An 18049-nucleotide genomic window follows, 5' to 3' on the forward strand; every position below is an offset into this window, starting at 1 on the left:
ACTTTTTACCATATCCTGCATGTGAGCTTGTCCTTCAGTGAATTGCATAATTTCTTTCCTTACAATATCTTAGCTTGCAGCAGTTGCCGTTGTTTGTTGCTTGGCAATTTCCTGATTGCGCAGTAAAAAGCGCTGAATTTTTCCACTTGGTGTTTTTGGAAGTTCAGTCACAAACTCAATCAAACGCGGATAAGCATGAGCAGATAAGCGCTTCTTCACAAATTGGCTCAGTTCATTTTCAAGCTCAGCGCTGGCTGCACTTTCACCTGATAAAATCACAAAAGCTTTAATCACTTCTGTGCGCTCAGGGTCAGGCACACCGATCACGGCTGCTTCAATCACTGCATCATGTTCCAACAAGGCACTTTCCACATCAAAGGGCCCCACACGATAGCCCGACGTGGTAATCACATCATCACTGCGTCCGACAAAACTCATGCTGCCATCGGCATGTATTTCAGCGGTATCACCCGTTAAATAATAATGTCCAATAAATGGCGATTTACGACTTTCTTGATAACCGCCAAACCACATCATCGGAGACTGGCTTATGTCTACAGCTAAAATTCCTGGGGTATCTGCACCCAGTTCATTACCCTGTTCATCTAGTGCCACAACACGATAGCCGGGACTGGCAAAACCTGCCGAGCCTGCTCGAACCTCATGTTCCAATGCATGATGATTACACACCACCATCCCGACTTCGGTTTGGCCATAATGGTCAAAGATTGGTGCATCTAACACTTGCTTGAACCAGCGAAACACTTCAGGATTTAATGGCTCACCTGCACTGCTGACCACACGGAATTTGCCGTGCAATTTCGTCATTTGTTTTGGATCGGCCGCCATCATCATGCGGTAAGCTGTGGGTGCACCTGCCAAGTTATTCACGCCATAATCATTTACAATCTGGCATAAACTGTCAGCAGTAAATGCGCCTTCATAAAAAATGGTCGGATGACCCAATAAGAGCGGACCAGTGATGCCGTAATACAATCCATAGGCCCAACCCGGATCAGCAATATTCCAAAACGAATCTTCAGCTCTTAAACCAATCGCATCTTGCATATAGCCACCAAATGCAATTAAAGCTTTCAGTGGCACTTGCAAGGGTTTAGCAGGACCTGTCGTGCCTGAAGTGAACATCAATAAGAATGGATCTTGAATATTCATCATCACCAATTCGCACTGATCAGACTGACGATTGACTTCTGCCCAAAAGCTATAATCCCCTTGATACAGTCCTGTGCCTTTGGCTCCCGTGACCGTCACAATTGCAGGGCAACCCTCTACGTCGTGCAATTTTTCACGATTGCCCACATCGGTCACCACCAGTTTGCTTTGTGCCAACTGTAAGCGGTGCTCAATGGCTTTCGGACCAAATGCTGTAAATAAAGGTTGATAGACTGCGCCAATCCGCCATGTCGCTAAAATGGTAATAATCAGCTCAGGCGTACGTGGCAATAAACCAGAAACGCGGTCACCTTTAGACACGCCTTGTGACTTTAAAAAGTTGGCAAATTGGCTGGCACGTTGCTGTAACTCTCGAAAGGTATATTGCTCTTTACGACCATCTTTACCCTGCCAAAACAAAGCAATCCGCCCCGGCAAAGCATGCCGATCGCAACATTCATAACACGCATTCAGTGCATCGATTGAACCTGATAGGAACCGTTGCGCAGCCTGTTGCAAATCAAAGTTTTGCTGCGCTTGTAGATAATTTGAAGCCATCCTTTCACCTCAGTCACATTTTTGTTATTCACGACAAGGGTTTTCTTATAGGGTGCATTCATTGCACCCTTTCATTTCTTTTAAATCAATTTTCTCGGGGTAAATACTGCTGGATAATGCTAGAAAAATCTAAATGCGCATTGCCTTGCAAACACAGTTGTTGATACAACTGCTGTGCCAAACCCCCGAGTAATACAGGTTGCTTGACTTGGCCTGCCGCTTCAATGGCCAAACCTAAATCTTTTAACATGAGTTGCGAGGCAAAACCGTCGGTATAACCACGTCCTGCGGGCGCATTTGGACTAATGTCTGGCCAAGGATTACAGATTTCCGAACTCCAGCAACGACCACTTGAGCTATTGATCACGCCTGCCAATGCATGGGTATCAATGCCCAATCGGCTGCCCAAAGCCATGCCTTCTGCCACGGCCGCCATAGAAATTCCGAGAATCATGTTATTGCAAATTTTAGCAATTTGCCCTGCACCCACCGCACCACAGTGCACCGTGTTTTTGCCCATAAAGCTTAAAATCGGCTGCACACGCTCATAAGTTGTATCATCAGCGCCGACCATAAAGGTCAAGGTACCTGCTTTGGCGCCAATGGTGCCACCAGACACAGGCGCATCGCAGACTTGAACCTGATGCTTCAAGCCTTCAGCAGCAACATCTTTAATGGTTTGCGGGTCAATGGTACTCGAGTCAATACAGAGACTACCTGCACGCATCACCGCCAGAATCCCCGTTTCACCCAAATACACGTCACGTACATGCTTGGCCGCGGGCAACATACTAATCACCACATCTGCCTGCTCAGCCGCCGCTTGCGGACTGTCACAAACAATCCCACCACTTTCAGCAAACTGTTGTAAGGCTTTTTCACTCAGATCATAGCCCAACACTGTTTGCCCTGCTTTGAGCAGGTTCTGTGCCATCGAACCGCCCATATTCCCTAAACCAATGAAAGCTATCTTCATCTCGCTACTCCTTAGCGTAAACTGATGGTGGTATTGACTTCCCCTGCCTCTTGACTGTCTTCAAACCAACGACTGGTAATGGTTTTGGTTTGGGTATAGAACTGAACTGCTTGTTTGCCATAAGGGCCTAAGTCACCGAGCTTTGAGCCACGTGAACCTGTAAAGCTAAAGAATGGCACAGGGACTGGAATTGGAATATTGATGCCCACTTGACCAATATCAATACGGTTTTGGAAAGTCCGTGCCACTGCACCACTTTGAGTAAATAAGCCCACGCCATTCCCAAATGGATTGGCATTGACCAGTTCAATCGCCTCATCCAAAGTCTCCACACAAAGAATGGTCAGTACAGGGCCAAAGATTTCTTCTTTATAAATACGCATATCCGTGGTGACATTGCTAAACACTGTTGCCCCGACAAAGTTGCCATTTTCATAGCCTTTGACTTGAATATCACGACCATCCAGCAGCAGTTCAGCGCCTTGTTCTACACCACTGTTAATTAAATCAATCACACGGGCTTTGGCACGCGGTGAAATCACTGGACCAATGTCCGTATTCGGCTCATGACCTGCATTCACACTCAAAGTTTTGGCTTTTGCAACCAATTCATTGATCCAGTGTTTACTGTCAGCGACCATGACTGCAACTGAAAGCGCCATACAACGTTGCCCTGCTGCACCAAATGCTGCACCGACCATGGCATTTAAGGTTTGTTCTTTATTCGCATCAGGCATCACGACCACATGGTTTTTCGCACCCATCATCGATTGCACGCGCTTGCCATGTTGACCTGCCAAGTTATACACATGCGTGCCGACAGCAGTCGAACCAACAAAAGAAATGGCTTTAATGTCTTGATGGGTACACAGTGCATCGACCACTTCTTTGCCACCATGCACTACATTCAGTACGCCTGCGGGAATACCGGCTTCGATTGCCAACTCGACCAACATCATGGTGGAGAGCGGATCTTGTTCAGATGGCTTCAAAACAAAGGTATTACCGCAGACGATTGCCATGGGGAACATCCACAAAGGAATCATCGCAGGGAAGTTAAATGGCGTAATGCCCGCACAGACACCTAAAGGTTGTTGCAAGGTATAAGTATCTACCCCACGTGCCACTCCTTCGGTATATTCGCCCATTTGCAACGTGCCAATTGAACAGACATGTTCCACCACTTCTAAACCACGCTGAATATCACCTTCAGCATCGGCCAAAGTTTTGCCCTGTTCCGCAGTGAGCACCTGTGCAATTTTCTTGGCATTGTCACGAATCAGTTCCTGCAATTTCAGCATAATACGCATTCGGGCTTGAATCGGGGTTTCTCGCCAACTGGCAAATGCCGCTTTTGCCGAAGCAATCGCGGCCTGTACTTCTTCAGGCGTTGCAAAAGGGACTAAACCAATCACTTCTTGAGTTGCTGGATTAACAATGTCTTGCCATTGCTGGGTTTTAGACTCAATAAACTCACCGTTAATCAATAATTTAGCTGTCGATAATTGGATCTTAGAAACCGTATTCATAACCTCTCCATAGGCATTCATTTTTATTGTGTTGCGGCTGAACCCTACGACTTAAACCGTATGTTCAATTTGTGATTTTCAACTCAGACTAGCAAAGAAAACTTTGACCACCAATGCAGATTGGTGCACGATGGTTGTGCAATTTTGCACAGGATGTGGAAAATAAAAAATGAAAGTAGATTGGGATCATCTGCAATTTTTTTTGGTCTTGGCACGTGCCAAAACTCTGACCAATGCAGCACGGATTATTGGGGTTGAACACAGTACTGTGGCACGACGGATACAATCCTTAGAAGTCGCTTTAGGTACACCCTTATTTAAACGTGAAGCCACAGGATATGAACTCACTGTCGATGGCATGGCACTGGTGCCGCGCGTAGAGCAAATGGAACAGGCTTTTTTGCAAATTCAAAAACCACAACAACCACTTGAAGGTCGCGTGCGAATTGGTGCACCCGAAGGTTTTGGCACAGCGTTTTTGACCCAGTTATTGGCAGAACTGTCGCAGCAATTTCCGCTGCTCACGATTGACCTGATTCCTGTTCCCAAGATGATTAAGCTGTCACATCGCGAAGCCGATATTGTCATTTCAATTGACCGACCTAAATCGGGTCCTTACATCATTACCCGACTGACCGATTATTGTTTAAAAATTTACGGCAGCAAGCGCTATCTGGCACAGCATCCGCCTGTTCAGCGGATGGAAGATTTAGCGACCCATCGCTTTGTCAATTATATTGATGATCTGATTTATAGTTCGGAACTGTATTGCTTGGAACGGCTACCCATTCCTCTGACCGCCAATTTTCGCAGTAGCAGTATTTTAGCGCAGCAAATTGCGGTCAATGCAGGCGCAGGCTTGGCCATCTTGCCGCAATTTCTGGCCCATGATCAGCCCAATTTAGAACAAGTTTTGCCCGAGCAGGTACGCTTTACCCATACCTTTTGGATGCTGACGTTTGTCGATTTACAACACGAGCCACGGATTAAATTGGTCTGGGATTATCTGCGCAAACAGGCCGACCTCAAACAACGCATTCTTATGGATTAAGACAAACTAGGCAGATAGCTTGGTTAGTATTCCCCCATCGCAATACGTCGAGTAAGCTGCTCCAAACGGTCTACTTTTTGGCGCTGTGGTAAAACATTGCAGACCATTTCTGCGGTGTAATCCAGTGCTGTATTCGGAATAATTGCTCGGGTCTGACTGGTGGTGTAATTTTGGCTACTGATCAAGGAACCATTCTTTTTAAAGTTCGCTGATGAGCGAATACTATATTGTGCGCTGTCACAGCCAACACGGTACAAGGCCAATGAATAATCACCCAACTCCAAGCCATCTTTTTCTTTATCAGTTTTAATCAGATATTTTACCCAATACTCAACTTCGTTACTTTTTACATCCGTCACTTTCACTCGATTAAAATCAATATACATATATTGTGAACGGTCATAATTGGCATTGACGTAAGTCCACTCGGCAAATGCAGATACGCCCCAAAACAAGCTTAGAAAACTGATCAACACACGATTTAACACAACACTATCCCCCAGATAGACGCAGGGATTATAGCAACTTCAACCGATAAATCACATAAGAAAAAATAACTAACACACTGAAATAATTAGATTTATACCAATTAAAATTCAATATTTTTAGCACAAATTAAGCGACATTTGCATGACTGGTTGGCACTCTAGATCGACTCTGAGGAATATTCAGCATCCTGATGGCAGACCATTTGCAAGATGCTGGCAAAATTAATGGCCAGTTGAGTGGCTAAATGCTGTTTATAAATGACCGCCAACCCGACCGTAGGTGCTGGTTCTGCAAAAGCTCGATAGACCACGCCCTGAATTTGTAATTGCTGCGAAGATTCGGGCACCATCGACACCCCCAAATTCGCCGCCACCAAAGATAAAATTGAGACAATCTGTGGTGCACTCTGACCCAGTTTGGGTTCAAAGCCTGCTTGTTGACAAGCATCAGTCACCGCATCATATAAGCCTGCACTCACACTGCGGGGGGACAAAATCATTTCATGCTCACGTAAGCATGTCACCTGTAAAGGTTGCTCACCCTGCGCTAAATCACGGCGTACAGAAACCGCCGCAATTAATGCTTCGTTCAACAGTTGTTGCATGGCTAAACTGCTATGAATTTGTCGAGGTGGGCGAATAATGGTAATATCTAGGCGGTCTTCCAGCACATAGTCAATTAATTTGAGGGAATTGGCTTCTTCTAGTTTTAGCCCAACTTTGGGGTACTGCTGCTGATAACGGCGAATACTTTCTGGAATTAAAGGGTTCAGCATGGAAGTGCCTGTAAAACCCAAACGTAACTGCCCCACCTCACCATTGGAAACATGACGTGCCAACTGAATGGCATCGTCCAATTGATGTTGCAGAGGTTCAACCGCAGTGAGAAAAGCTTGTCCAACTTCGGTCAGCACTACTCCCTGCGAAGTTCGTAAAAACAGCTCTGCGCCAATACTCTCTTCCAGATCACGGATTTGCATACTCAAGGGTGGCTGACTCATACACAGGCGTTGTGCCGCGCGGGTAAAGTTTTTTTCTTCTGCCACAGTTAAGAAATAGCGAATATGACGCAGCTCAATATTCATATATAAAACATATATTGCTATAGACTTAAATATATTAGAAAGATAACGATCGCACTGCTAGGCTTATTCTGTAAATGATCATACAAGCCAAACACGTTGGCTGTTGGAAATTCAGATGCTTAGCCCCGCTTCTTCAAATCCAGAACTTGCCCCCATCTCCCCATTATCCAAATCATGGATTGAATCGGGTACGAGCACATATTACCGTGTAGGGCTGGCCCTGTTCTTGGTGGGATTTGCCAGTTTCTCGCTAATTTATTGTGTACAACCTTTACTGCCTGCATTTACCCAAACCTTTGCGGTCAGTCCTGCCAATAGTGCATTGGCATTGTCCCTGACCACGGCTTTCTTGGCCATTTCGATTGTACTCTCCAGTGCTTTTTCACAGGCTTTAGGTCGACGCAATGTCATTTTCATGTCCATGGCTTGTGCGGCTGGACTGAATATCTTGGCGATGTTTATTCCTCAGTGGCACACCTTTCTTGCCACACGGGCTTTGGAAGGTTTTGTGCTCGGTGGGGTTCCTGCCGTGACCATGGCATGGATTGCAGAAGAAATGGACCCCAAAGCCTTGGCACAAACCATGGGGCTGTATATTGCGGGAACGGCTTTTGGTGGCATGATGGGGCGAGTTGGCATGGGCATGCTGATTGAATGGGTCAACTGGCAAACGGCATTGGGTTTACTGGGTCTATTGTGCTTGTTCTGCGCCTTCGGTTTCTTATATTTACTGCCTCCCTCACGACACTTCGTTGCCAAAAAAGGGTTAAATTTAAATTTCCATGTTCAGGCATGGTGCTCTCATCTTCGCAATCGTTCTTTATTACGTCTCTATGCACTGGGCTTTGTGTTGACCAGTATTTTTGTGACCCTGTTTAACTATATTACCTTCCGACTCGATGCAGCGCCGTACTTTCTGAGTCAAACTCAAATCAGCTTAATTTTTCTCTCTTATAGTTTGGGTATGCTGTCTTCGTCACTGGCAGGTCGTTTAGCGCAGCGTTATGGTCGACAAAGTATGGTGATTCTGGGCTTTGTGATTATGGGATTAGGCATGGCCTGCACCTTAGCGCAAAACCTCTGGGTCATTATTTTAGGCGTGGCATTGATTACCACGGGCTTTTTTATTGCACATGCCCTCTGTAGTGGCTTGGTCGGTGCGACAGCCGATGAAAACAAAGGACATGCGACTTCGTTATATTTACTGTTTTACTACCTCGGTTCGAGCATTATCGGTTCGGCAGGAGGATGGTTTTGGTTACATGCAGGATGGTTAGGCGTTGTTCTCTTGGCGATGCTCTTCGTACTGGCTGGTATTGGTCTCTGTTTAGTTAAAGTTCATCCTCAACACTCTGCTTAAGCATTCTGAATTCATTGTAAAAGCAATAACTCGTTATCATGTTGAGTTTATTTGTTGATGGCACCTTAGGACCGAATCGTCCAAATGCACATATTTTAGAAAATATTGGCGGTACATGGGCAACAGCCTTTGTACATGGTGAATTACATGCCAAAGGTTGGGGCGCAGACTTAGGTTTTCCAGGTATTGTGCTCAGTGAAGATGCTCCAACCGTACAAGGCTTTATATTTTTCTCGGACAATTTAGCCCAACATTGGACGGTTTTAGATGCGTTTGAAGGTGAAGGCTATGTGCGCAGCCCCGTACAAGCCACTTTGGTCGAAACAGGTGAGCGCATCAACAGTTGGGTATACAGCCTAAAATAGCCTGTGTTTTAGACAAAACAATGGGGGAAGTAGAGACTTAGATTTAATTCATCGTACCAAGCATTCAATCGTTCATTTTTTGGCTTGCATTCAAAACAACTTAATGTAAAATGCACAGCACAAGATGCCGGCATAGCTCAGTTGGTAGAGCAACTGACTTGTAATCAGTAGGTCCACAGTTCGAATCCGTGTGCCGGCACCATTCACTTAAGCTCACTATTTATTAGTGGGCTTTTGTTGTTTTTAAGCCTACATTTTTATTTCTTTTGTGCGGTCACTTGCACATACTGCACCACACCCTGCTCAAATAAACGCTGACACAATTTTGCTGTCAACTGAATCTTCATCAGATCAAAAGTTGTATATGGCGCGACTGCAAGTGGTGTTTCTGTCTGCTGCCGAATATATCGGGCAAAGCCACCGAATACAGCTTCAGAGCAATCTTCAATTTGAATCTGTTCAAACCCCGCTTGGGCCAACTGTTGCTGTACAGCAACGTCATCAGGCAAGTCTTTTAAATTCACATCGGCAGCTTTGAGCAACAAGGCCAACTGCATTTTTTCCACTGCATTTAAATTCAAAAACTTCGGGCCGAACATTAAGTAATGAAATGCCAAACGCCCTTTTGAATTTAAAACGGGCGCAACTGAATTTAAAAATGAATTCAAACTACTGTGATAGGCCGCATCGATACACAGCACCACATCAAAAGCTTGCTGAAAGGAAATTTGTTTTAAATTTAAAAAAGAGTGGCAATGAATAGCTTTTAACTGGGGAATTGCTGTTTGAATTTTTTGTACACATTTGGGTTGTAATTCAACCGCTTCAATATGTTTGACCTGATAATGCTGCTGCCAATGCAGTACGCTTGCCCCCTGCCCACAGCCCAAATCTAGAAGATGATCTGACGCAGTTAACTGCACACTGTGTGCCAGATGATCGGCAAGGTCACGGCAAGCTTCGGGATAGGTCTGATGTGTTTCAGACCAATATCCCAAATTGCTCCAAGCCAATTCGCTGCTGTCCCCTAATAATTTTGCATTGATGGCATATTTATGTTGGGAAACCTCTGTGCGAAGCTGTTGGAGCCATTTCATGAACTTAGTAGCCGAGTTGCGGAGCAACCTCTACTTTAGGCTTTAAGCCTACGAACGGCAATGGTGCACCAAAAATCTCAGCAATATTCATGGCAGAAGTTACCGCCGATTCCAAGATTGGTAAGCCATCACATGACCAAGAACCACAGTAGAACACTTTACGGTTTAATTGCTTATGACGCTCTTGCAATTGTTTATTCAATGCCACGGTTTCTGAGTTCACCACCGCACGGGTTAACGTTACGCTCGAAATGATCTTTTTCGGATCAATTTCAGTCACTGGACGCCAAGTTTGGAACACAGGATTTTTGCCCACGAGGCTTGGCTCAACTGCGTTTAACCAGACCGTGAATTGCTGACGGGTAAACTTACGATCCATCATATAACTCAACACTGCCCAGTCTTTACGCTTCGGTGGCATAACAGACGTGTCGGTATGAATGACCAATTGACCTTGTTCAAATTTAAATTGCTTTAATAAATCAATGTCGTCTTTAAATTGTGCTTGATCAAGGAAGGTATCAATTTTATTGGTCGGGGTTGCAATCACCACACGGTCAAATTGATAACTTTCACCAGCGGAATTTTCCACCAGCACTTTATCACCTTGCTCTTTCACATGGCTAATGGCAGAACCACTGCGGATTTCAATGCCTTGAATTAGCTTATCTACCAAGGCTGGCGTGCCGCCCTGCATACGCAATAAAGCATCACCATCGGTGAGTTGACGTAAGAAGGTCAACAACGGTTTTGCCGGCCAGTCACCAATGGTTTTAGGGTTACAGGTACAAATGGTGTACAACACTGGCATCACCGCACCATGCCAGAAGACTTCTTCAATATCATTCTGATTAATGAATTCTGCCAAGGTAATCTCTTGATTCTCAGATTTAAAAAATTGAGAAATCGCGGTTTTTAACTGCAACATACCTTTGACCAAGCGCCAACCATATTGTTTGATGCCTTTACGGTTATTGATAATCGGGAAATTACCAATACGGGTACGTGTGGTGGTGAGCCATGTTTCGGTTTTATCTTCAAATAACCAGCTACATGCCATATAGGTTCGTACTGGGTAAGTTTGAATACCTAAATACGTTGCTAAACTTAAGGTGTTTTTCCACAAGTGTGGATTCATGACACGCAAAGGTGCATCAATCAGACCGCCTTCAAATTCAGTACTGTGACTATCCATTCCACGGCCTGGTAAGGCTTCAAAAATTGTAATGTTATGTCCAGCATCTTTAAGAATTCTCGCGGTAGCCAGCCCAGCCATGCCACTACCAATAACTGCAATATCCAAAGTTATTATCCGTCAGTTACACATTAAGGAAATTATGTACCACAGGGCTACAAAACAGACTATTAAAAAATGCCAGAATCCATGCTTTTAAAATTCGTTAACAATTTAATTTTAGCCCGCCAAATCGGTGACATGTTTATGCTCTCTTTTTAAACAAAGTCGTTTTTTAAATCGTATTTTTTGTTTAAAATTAGCAAATTAGATACATTTATCTTTCACTTCCAATTTTACAAGCAAGCCAAAAGTGAGGATCATACACCGCATAAAAATGCTAACTTCATCACACTAATTAAAATGCAACACTATGCAAATCTAATTGATAACATCTGTGTCATCCACAACAAAGCTTAAAGCGCAAAAAGCCCCGAATGACATCGGGGCTTCTTCTTTTCTCTACGATTTACAAGATTCAGACTGACTAAATAGCTTAGCGATGATGTTCCTGAACTGGAATCTCACCAAATTTGCCTTGATTGAAATCTTCAAAGGCCTGAATGATTTCCTGTTTGGTATTCATCACAAATGGTCCATAACCCTGAATTGGCTCATTCAAAGGTTTGCCAGTCAAAATTAAGAATTTCGCATCAGCACTAAGCGCCTCCAACTGAATGTGCGGATCAGCATCATGTGCAAATAACACAATCGAGTTATCCAACACTTTTTGATGACCGTTCAGCAGCATTTCACCTTGTAACACCACCACAAAGGTGTTGTGATCGACTGGCACAAATACATCTTGGCGGTGACCCGCTTTCAGCACACCATCCCAGACATTGACTGGACTAAAAGTCGATGCTGCACCTTGCTGCTCTGCATACGTACCCGCAATCACGCGTAAATGCCCAGCTTCATCATCAAAGTGAATTACAGGAATCTCTTGAGCTTGAATGGCCTGATATTGCGGGGCTGTCATTTTATCGGCTGCGGGTAAATTCACCCACAACTGAACCATTTCAAACAAACAGCCTTGCTCCGCAAATTCAGTCGAGTGAAATTCCTCATGCACCAAGCCTGAACCCGCAGTCATCCACTGCACATCGCCCGTTTGGATCGTACCACCACCGCCACTAGAATCTTTATGCGTCACCGCACCTTGGTAAGCAATGGTCACAGTTTCAAAACCGCGATGCGGATGTGAACCCACACCATGCTGTTCTTTGGTAGGTGTAAATGGATACGGCGCAGCATAATCTAACAACAAAAATGGGCTAATCGCTTGTCCTAAACGGTCATAAGAAAACAGGTTTCTCACTGGAAAACCATCACCGACCCAATGCATATTTTGGTTACGGTACACACCTGTAATTTTTTTCATTTCAAAACTCCTATCTCTAGGATCTAACATGCCGCCATGTTAAGCATTTTAAAGTGCAGGACATAGTGAGCTTATGCGATACACCATCCTATTTTTACAACAATCACGCCAAGATATTGAATTGATCTATTTTTATTTCCGTGTTGAGTGCCACAACAAAACTATCTCAAAAATAAGACAATCTTTCCCAAAATCATCCTTTAAGCTCAATCGGGTCTCTGCTTAATATAACAACAACGCAACCATGCACTAAACATAATTATGCGCATGGCTGACGTCTCTATTCATCCACTGAAGGAATAAGAAAATGGGTAAACCTTACACTCGCTTAGATAAAAATAATGCTGCCGTGTTACTCGTCGATCATCAAACTGGGCTGTTGTCTTTGGTACGTGACATCGATCCCGATAAATTCAAAAACAATGTGTTGGCTTTGGCCGATGCCGCCAAATATTTTAATTTGCCCACTATTCTGACCACCAGTTTTGAAAATGGTCCAAACGGTCCTCTGGTTCCAGAGTTAAAAGAAATGTTCCCCGATGCACCGTATATTGCCCGTCCGGGACAAATTAATGCATGGGACAATGAGGACTTTGTCAAAGCCATTAAAGCTACAGGTAAAAAGCAACTGATTATTGCAGGTGTCGTGACCGAGGTCTGTGTGGCATTTCCAGCCCTTTCCGCACTGGAAGAAGATTTTGAAGTGTTTGTGATTACCGATGCTTCTGGCACGTTTAATGCCTTGACCCGTGATGCCGCATGGGAGCGTATGTCACAAGCAGGTGCACAACTCATGACATGGTTTGGCATGGCGTGTGAACTACATCGTGACTGGCGAAATGATATTGAAGGCTTGGGCACCCTCTTCTCTAATCATATTCCAGATTATCGCAACCTCATTAATAGCTACAATCAAAATACGGGTCAAAAATAAACCAGAATAAAGTACGTTACAGCATCGCATTCATGCTGTAACGTACTTGAAAACATCACATAACATGACCAACAGAGGTGGCAAATGCGTTCATTTGATGACTACTATTATTTTTATTTAGTGGTCAAGCATGGTGGATTCAGTGCAGCCAGCGAAGCCAGTCAAATGACCAAATCGAAACTCAGTCGACGGATTCTTGAGTTAGAGCACCAATTTAACATCACCCTGATTCAGCGTTCGACCCGACATTTTAAAGTGACCGCGTTGGGGCAAGCGTTTTATGAAGAATGCTGCAAAGTAATTGCACAAGTCGAATGTGCTGAAAATGTCCTGCTTCAACAGAAAAATGAACCTCAAGGTTTGGTCAAAATCAGTTGTCCCTCCGTGATGTTACAATACCAAGTCCGTCATCTACTCACCCAATTTCTGAAAGATTACCCACGGGTGGAGGTGGAACTCGAATTAACCAGCCGTCGGGTCGATGTCTTACATGATGATATTGATCTTGCGCTACGGACCAACTTTTCGGTCAATGAAGATGCCAACATTGTCGTACGTGATGTGATGCAAACCACACATTGCTTGGTTGCCAGCCCTTCACTCTTACAAGGTCGTCACATTCAACTGATTACCGAGCTGGGTGATTATCCAAGCGTTGTACTGGGGACACAAAAAAGTCAGTATGCTTGGCATTTACATCATCAGGGTCGTAATGAAAGCATTGAAATACCCTTACAGCCACGCCTGAAATGTAATGACTTGGCGGGGGTTTATTTTGCTGCACTGGATGGTTTAGGCATTGCAGATCTACCTTATTTAACGGTTGAACACGATATCGCTTCAGGAAAACTGATTCATATTTTACCTGAGTGGTGTTCCAACCTTGGTACGGTGCAATTGGTTTATGCTTCTCGTAAAGGACAACGTCTGGTTGTAGAGAAATTAATTCAGGTACTCATGACAGGTTTGCGTGCATTGGTACAGGAGCAACCGGGCTATCTGTCCCCAATGAATCATCCTGTGCCATTTAATAGACCTTAAGCGGCAAGCTCAATTTGAATTGAATCATCTTTGAATTTAAAAAAAATCCAGAACCAAAATTCTGGATTTTTTAAATTCAAAGTATTTTGGCTTAGATTTTACCAATCAGATCAATCGATGGTGCCAAAGTCGCATCACCTTCTTTCCATTTTGCTGGGCAAACTTCACCTGGGTGAGCATGCACATACTGGGCTGCTTTAACTTTACGCAACAACTCCTGCGCATCACGCCCCACACCGCCCGCATTAATTTCAATAATCTGAATTTTCCCCTCAGGGTCAATCACAAATGTGCCTCGATCTGCCAAACCTTCTGCTTCAATCAGCACTTCAAAGTTTTTCGCCAAGACCCAAGTCGGATCGCCAATCATACTATACTGAATTTTCTTAATTTCTTCTGAACTGTCATGCCATGCTTTATGCGTGAAATGAGTATCGGTAGAAACTGAATAGATCTCTACACCCATGTTTTGAAATTCAGCATAATGATCGGCTAAATCACCTAATTCGGTTGGACAGACAAAAGTAAAATCCGCAGGATAGAAAAACACAACCGACCATTTGCCATAAAAATTCTGTTCAGATACTTGAACAAATTCGCCATTTTTATAAGCCGTTGCGTTGAAGGGTTTGACTTCAGTATTGATTAAACTCATGTGCTTTTCCTCAGTATTGGTTACAGTATTTGCTTAACTTGAAACCAAGGATAAGGAATTTTCTCATATAGGTAAAACCGTAGTTTTTTATCATTTTAATCGGTTTTATAGATTTAAAATTTAGATGCTATTTCCCTTTTTAATGATTTTGTCCGATACAAATAAAAATGCTGGTGAGCGCCGAAGCCATCACCAGCATTTTCAATCAACAGCAAAAATTATGCTGAAAGGTCGGTCACATCGATACACATGTACTTCATTTCTAAGTACTCTTCGATGCCCCACTCTGAACCTTCACGGCCTAAGCCTGACTGTTTCACACCACCAAACGGAGCCACTTCATTCGAAATCGCACCTGTGTTTACACCCACCATGCCATATTCTAACGCTTCGCCGACACGCCATTGACGTGCAGCATTTTGGGTAAAGATATAGCTGGCTAAGCCAAACTCAGTGTCATTTGCCAGTGCAATCGCCTCTGCTTCAGTTTCAAAGCGGAATAACGGTGCCAATGGGCCAAAGGTTTCTTCTTTCGCAACACGCATGTCTTGCGTTACATCACGCAGAACCGTTGGTTCAAAGAAGGTTTTACCTAAGGCATGTAATTGACCACCGATTAGCACTTTCGCCCCTTTCGCTTGAGCATCATCAATATGTGATTGCACTTTAGCCACGGCTTTCGCATCAATTAATGGACCTTGGGTCGAGCCTTCGACACGACCATCACCCACTTTTAATTTTGCAACTTCAGCCACTAGGCGCTCGCAAAGCGCATCATAAATACCTGCTTGCACATAGATACGGTTGGCACAAACACAAGTTTGACCGCTGTTACGGAATTTGCTCATCATCACGCCTTGAACGGCTTGATCAAGATTCGCATCATCAAAGACGATCACAGGCGCATTACCACCCAACTCTAAAGAGAGTTTTTTGATGGTTGGTGCACATTGCTGCATCAAAATACGACCCACTGGGGTTGAACCTGTGAAGCTCAGTTTGCGGACCACATCGCTGTTACACAATGTTTGACCCACTTCAACTGCATCACCGGTAATGTTCAACAGAAGATCTTGTGGCAAGCCTGCTTGCAAGGCCAACACTTCTAATGCATAGGCAGATAACGGGGTTTGTTCTGCTGGTTTCACCAACATTGAACAACCCGCTGCAAGTGCCGGTGCTGCTTTACGGGTAATCATGGCTGCTGGGAAGTTCCACGGCGTAATAGCCGCAGTCACACCAATCGCTTGCTTGATCACCACCAAACGCTGATGCGCTTGCGTTGGAGGAAGAATCGCACCATCAATACGACGGGCTTGTTCTGCAAACCAACGAATAAACGAGGCTGCATAGGCAATTTCACCACGTGCTTCAAGCAAAGGTTTACCTTGTTCAGCCGTCAACAACTGCGCCAAGTTTTCCTTATGCTCGAGCATCAACTCATACCATGCCCACAAGATGTCAGCACGATGTAAAGCGGTTTGCTTTTTCCAAAGTGCTTGTGCGTGTTCAGAACGAGTAATGGCTGCTTCAACGCCCGCTTGGTCATAGGTTTTCACCCATGCCAGACTTTCACCCGTTGCTGCATCTTGAACTTCAATAAAGCCGCTTGAAGCAGGTGCTTCAAGGGCAATATCAGGATGTGCCAATAAATATTGCAATCCTTGTTGAATCATGCTGATTGCTCCGCAGTTTGCGCCCCAACAGTTGCTGGCAATGCTAAAGAATCAAAACCTTGTTTTAAAATGTCTAAAGCTTGACGGAATTGTTCTGTTGGAATAGTCAGTGGATATAAGAAACGAATCACGTTGCCATTTTTACCACAAGTTAACAACAACAAACCTTTCTGCATTGCAAAAGTTTGTACAGCTTTTGCGATATCCGCATTTTCGACTTCAACAGCAACCATAGAACCTAATGCACGAATATCGTTCACGATGGTCGTTTCCGCTTGAATTTGCTTCAACGCAGTGACTAATTCTGCACCTAAAACATTGGCACGTTCACACAGCTTTTCTTCTTCAATCGCATCAATCACTGCGTGTGCTGCTGCAACTGCAATTGGGTTACCTGCGTAAGTACCACCTAAACCGCCTGGGTTTGGTGCATCCATCACATCGATACGACCCACAACACCTGAAATTGGGAAACCACCGCCCAGGCTTTTCGCCATAGTGATCAGGTCAGCTTTAGTTTCGTAATGATCCATTGCGAACAATTTACCTGTACGCGCAAAACCAGTTTGAACTTCGTCTGCAATCAACAAAATACCGTGTTGATCGCAAATAGCACGTAAACGTTTTAAGAATTCAGCAGGAACAACGTTAAAACCGCCTTCCCCTTGTACTGGCTCAAGCACAATGGCAGCTACGTCATGTGCAGATACATCTTCACTGAAAATATTTTCAACGCTTTCAATGGCAGCATCAACAGAAATACCTTTAGATGCCACTGGGTAACGCGCATGGAATACGCCACCAGGCATTACACCAAAATCACGTTTGTACGGTGCAGTTTTACCTGTCATTGCCATAGTCATGAATGAACGACCGTGGAAACCGTTACCAAAAGTGATAATCCCGTGACGACCTGTGTAAGAACGTGCGATTTTTACCGCATTTTCAACCGCTTCAGCACCTGTCGTGAAAAATGCAGTTTTTGCTTGACCTGCAATTGGTGCGCGTTCATTGATACGTTCAGCCAAAGATACATAGCTTTCGTATGGTGTTACTTGGTAAGCCGTATGGGTGAACTTGGTTAACTGTTCAGTCACAGCCGCGATCACTTTTGGATGACGGTGACCTGTATTCAATACCGCAATACCACCCGCAAAGTCGATGTATTCGTTGCCATCTTTATCCCAAATTGTGGCATTTTCTGCTTTTTCCGCATACCACTGACACATCACGCCTACGCCGCGTGGGGTTGCTTGCTGTTTACGCGCATTGAGTGCAGAATGATTAGCATCCATTATTTTTTCCTCATTTTTTCATCGTCAATTACAGCTTTGGTCTTGCATCCGTTCGCCTAATTTCAGGATGCTTTACAATGACTGCCTATGACTGTAATTTCGCGCTTCTTGGGTCAACTGACCAGAGCCACTTTTTAACTGTAGGAGA

The 18049-nt window shown here is 44.3% G+C and carries 16 protein-coding genes and 1 tRNA gene; 6 read left to right on the forward strand and 11 right to left on the reverse strand.

The features are described from left to right. Positions 1 to 69 precede the first annotated feature (69 nt). The 3 genes from DCO44_RS02650 to DCO44_RS02660 all read right to left on the reverse strand — a co-directional run bounded on the left by DCO44_RS02650 (position 70) and on the right by DCO44_RS02660 (position 4236). A complete protein-coding gene (locus tag DCO44_RS02650) occupies positions 70 to 1731 on the reverse strand; it encodes an AMP-binding protein (RefSeq protein ID WP_116759068.1) in 1662 nt (553 codons plus the stop codon). Positions 1732 to 1816: 85 nt separating this feature from the next. Then, complete coding sequence (gene mmsB, locus DCO44_RS02655) at positions 1817 to 2707, reverse strand: 3-hydroxyisobutyrate dehydrogenase (RefSeq protein WP_116759069.1); 891 nt, start codon at positions 2705 to 2707, stop codon at positions 1817 to 1819. 11 nt (positions 2708 to 2718) lie between these two features. Then, the gene (locus DCO44_RS02660; RefSeq protein WP_116759070.1) at positions 2719 to 4236 is read right to left on the reverse strand and encodes a CoA-acylating methylmalonate-semialdehyde dehydrogenase; all 1518 of its coding nucleotides are present in this window, start codon (positions 4234 to 4236) and stop codon (positions 2719 to 2721) included. A 169-nt stretch (positions 4237 to 4405) separates the two neighbouring features. Here DCO44_RS02660 and DCO44_RS02665 point away from each other — a divergent pair, with 169 nt between their 5' ends. Beyond that, complete coding sequence (locus tag DCO44_RS02665) at positions 4406 to 5287, forward strand: LysR family transcriptional regulator (RefSeq protein ID WP_116759071.1); 882 nt, start codon at positions 4406 to 4408, stop codon at positions 5285 to 5287. Between the two features lie 23 nt (positions 5288 to 5310). Here the strand turns inward: DCO44_RS02665 and DCO44_RS02670 are convergent, their stop codons facing one another. Beyond that, entirely contained in the window at positions 5311 to 5775 is a 465-nt protein-coding gene (locus DCO44_RS02670) for a surface-adhesin E family protein (protein WP_116759072.1), read from the reverse strand. A gap of 158 nt (positions 5776 to 5933) precedes the next feature. Further along, complete coding sequence (locus DCO44_RS02675; protein WP_116759156.1) at positions 5934 to 6854, reverse strand: LysR family transcriptional regulator; 921 nt, start codon at positions 6852 to 6854, stop codon at positions 5934 to 5936. 121 nt (positions 6855 to 6975) lie between these two features. Between DCO44_RS02675 and DCO44_RS02680 the strand changes: the two genes are divergently transcribed. The 3 genes from DCO44_RS02680 to DCO44_RS02690 all read left to right on the forward strand — a co-directional run bounded on the left by DCO44_RS02680 (position 6976) and on the right by DCO44_RS02690 (position 8787). Further along, positions 6976 to 8220: an MFS transporter gene (locus tag DCO44_RS02680; protein ID WP_116759073.1), complete on the forward strand. Its 1245-nt coding sequence runs from the start codon at positions 6976 to 6978 to the stop codon at positions 8218 to 8220. 38 nt (positions 8221 to 8258) lie between these two features. After that, positions 8259 to 8585 (forward strand): gamma-glutamylcyclotransferase family protein, encoded by a 327-nt coding sequence (locus DCO44_RS02685; RefSeq protein ID WP_116759074.1) that lies wholly within the window; start codon positions 8259 to 8261, stop codon positions 8583 to 8585. 126 nt (positions 8586 to 8711) lie between these two features. Continuing rightward, positions 8712 to 8787 (forward strand) — tRNA-Thr (locus tag DCO44_RS02690). Positions 8788 to 8842: 55 nt separating this feature from the next. On the opposite strand, the gene DCO44_RS02695 is transcribed toward DCO44_RS02690, so the two are convergent. From DCO44_RS02695 to DCO44_RS02705, 3 genes are all read right to left on the reverse strand, one after another. Beyond that, positions 8843 to 9682 carry an SAM-dependent methyltransferase gene (locus tag DCO44_RS02695; RefSeq protein ID WP_116759075.1) on the reverse strand — a complete coding sequence of 280 codons (840 nt, stop codon included), beginning with the start codon at positions 9680 to 9682 and terminating at the stop codon, positions 8843 to 8845. A gap of 4 nt (positions 9683 to 9686) precedes the next feature. Next, the gene (locus DCO44_RS02700) at positions 9687 to 10985 is read right to left on the reverse strand and encodes an FAD-dependent oxidoreductase (protein WP_116759076.1); all 1299 of its coding nucleotides are present in this window, start codon (positions 10983 to 10985) and stop codon (positions 9687 to 9689) included. Positions 10986 to 11412: 427 nt separating this feature from the next. Then, the gene (locus tag DCO44_RS02705) at positions 11413 to 12300 is read right to left on the reverse strand and encodes a pirin family protein (RefSeq protein ID WP_116759077.1); all 888 of its coding nucleotides are present in this window, start codon (positions 12298 to 12300) and stop codon (positions 11413 to 11415) included. 307 nt (positions 12301 to 12607) lie between these two features. Between DCO44_RS02705 and ycaC the strand changes: the two genes are divergently transcribed. Continuing rightward, positions 12608 to 13234 carry an isochorismate family cysteine hydrolase YcaC gene (gene ycaC / locus DCO44_RS02710; protein WP_044738922.1) on the forward strand — a complete coding sequence of 209 codons (627 nt, stop codon included), beginning with the start codon at positions 12608 to 12610 and terminating at the stop codon, positions 13232 to 13234. An 84-nt stretch (positions 13235 to 13318) separates the two neighbouring features. Then, a complete protein-coding gene (locus DCO44_RS02715) occupies positions 13319 to 14275 on the forward strand; it encodes a LysR substrate-binding domain-containing protein (RefSeq protein WP_116759078.1) in 957 nt (318 codons plus the stop codon). Between the two features lie 91 nt (positions 14276 to 14366). On the opposite strand, the gene ahpC is transcribed toward DCO44_RS02715, so the two are convergent. The 3 genes from ahpC to gabT all read right to left on the reverse strand — a co-directional run bounded on the left by ahpC (position 14367) and on the right by gabT (position 17901). After that, the gene (ahpC, locus tag DCO44_RS02720; protein ID WP_116759079.1) at positions 14367 to 14930 is read right to left on the reverse strand and encodes an alkyl hydroperoxide reductase subunit C; all 564 of its coding nucleotides are present in this window, start codon (positions 14928 to 14930) and stop codon (positions 14367 to 14369) included. A 218-nt stretch (positions 14931 to 15148) separates the two neighbouring features. Beyond that, positions 15149 to 16606, reverse strand: a complete 1458-nt coding sequence (locus DCO44_RS02725; RefSeq protein ID WP_116759080.1) for an NAD-dependent succinate-semialdehyde dehydrogenase — start codon at positions 16604 to 16606, stop codon at positions 15149 to 15151. Beyond that, the gene (gabT, locus tag DCO44_RS02730; protein WP_116759081.1) at positions 16603 to 17901 is read right to left on the reverse strand and encodes a 4-aminobutyrate--2-oxoglutarate transaminase; all 1299 of its coding nucleotides are present in this window, start codon (positions 17899 to 17901) and stop codon (positions 16603 to 16605) included. The genes DCO44_RS02725 and gabT overlap by 4 nt, the downstream gene beginning before the upstream one ends. Positions 17902 to 18049 lie beyond the last annotated feature (148 nt).

This window comes from Acinetobacter sp. AM (assembly GCF_003105055.1).
GTDB classification, from domain to species: Bacteria; Pseudomonadota; Gammaproteobacteria; order Pseudomonadales; family Moraxellaceae; genus Acinetobacter; species Acinetobacter tibetensis.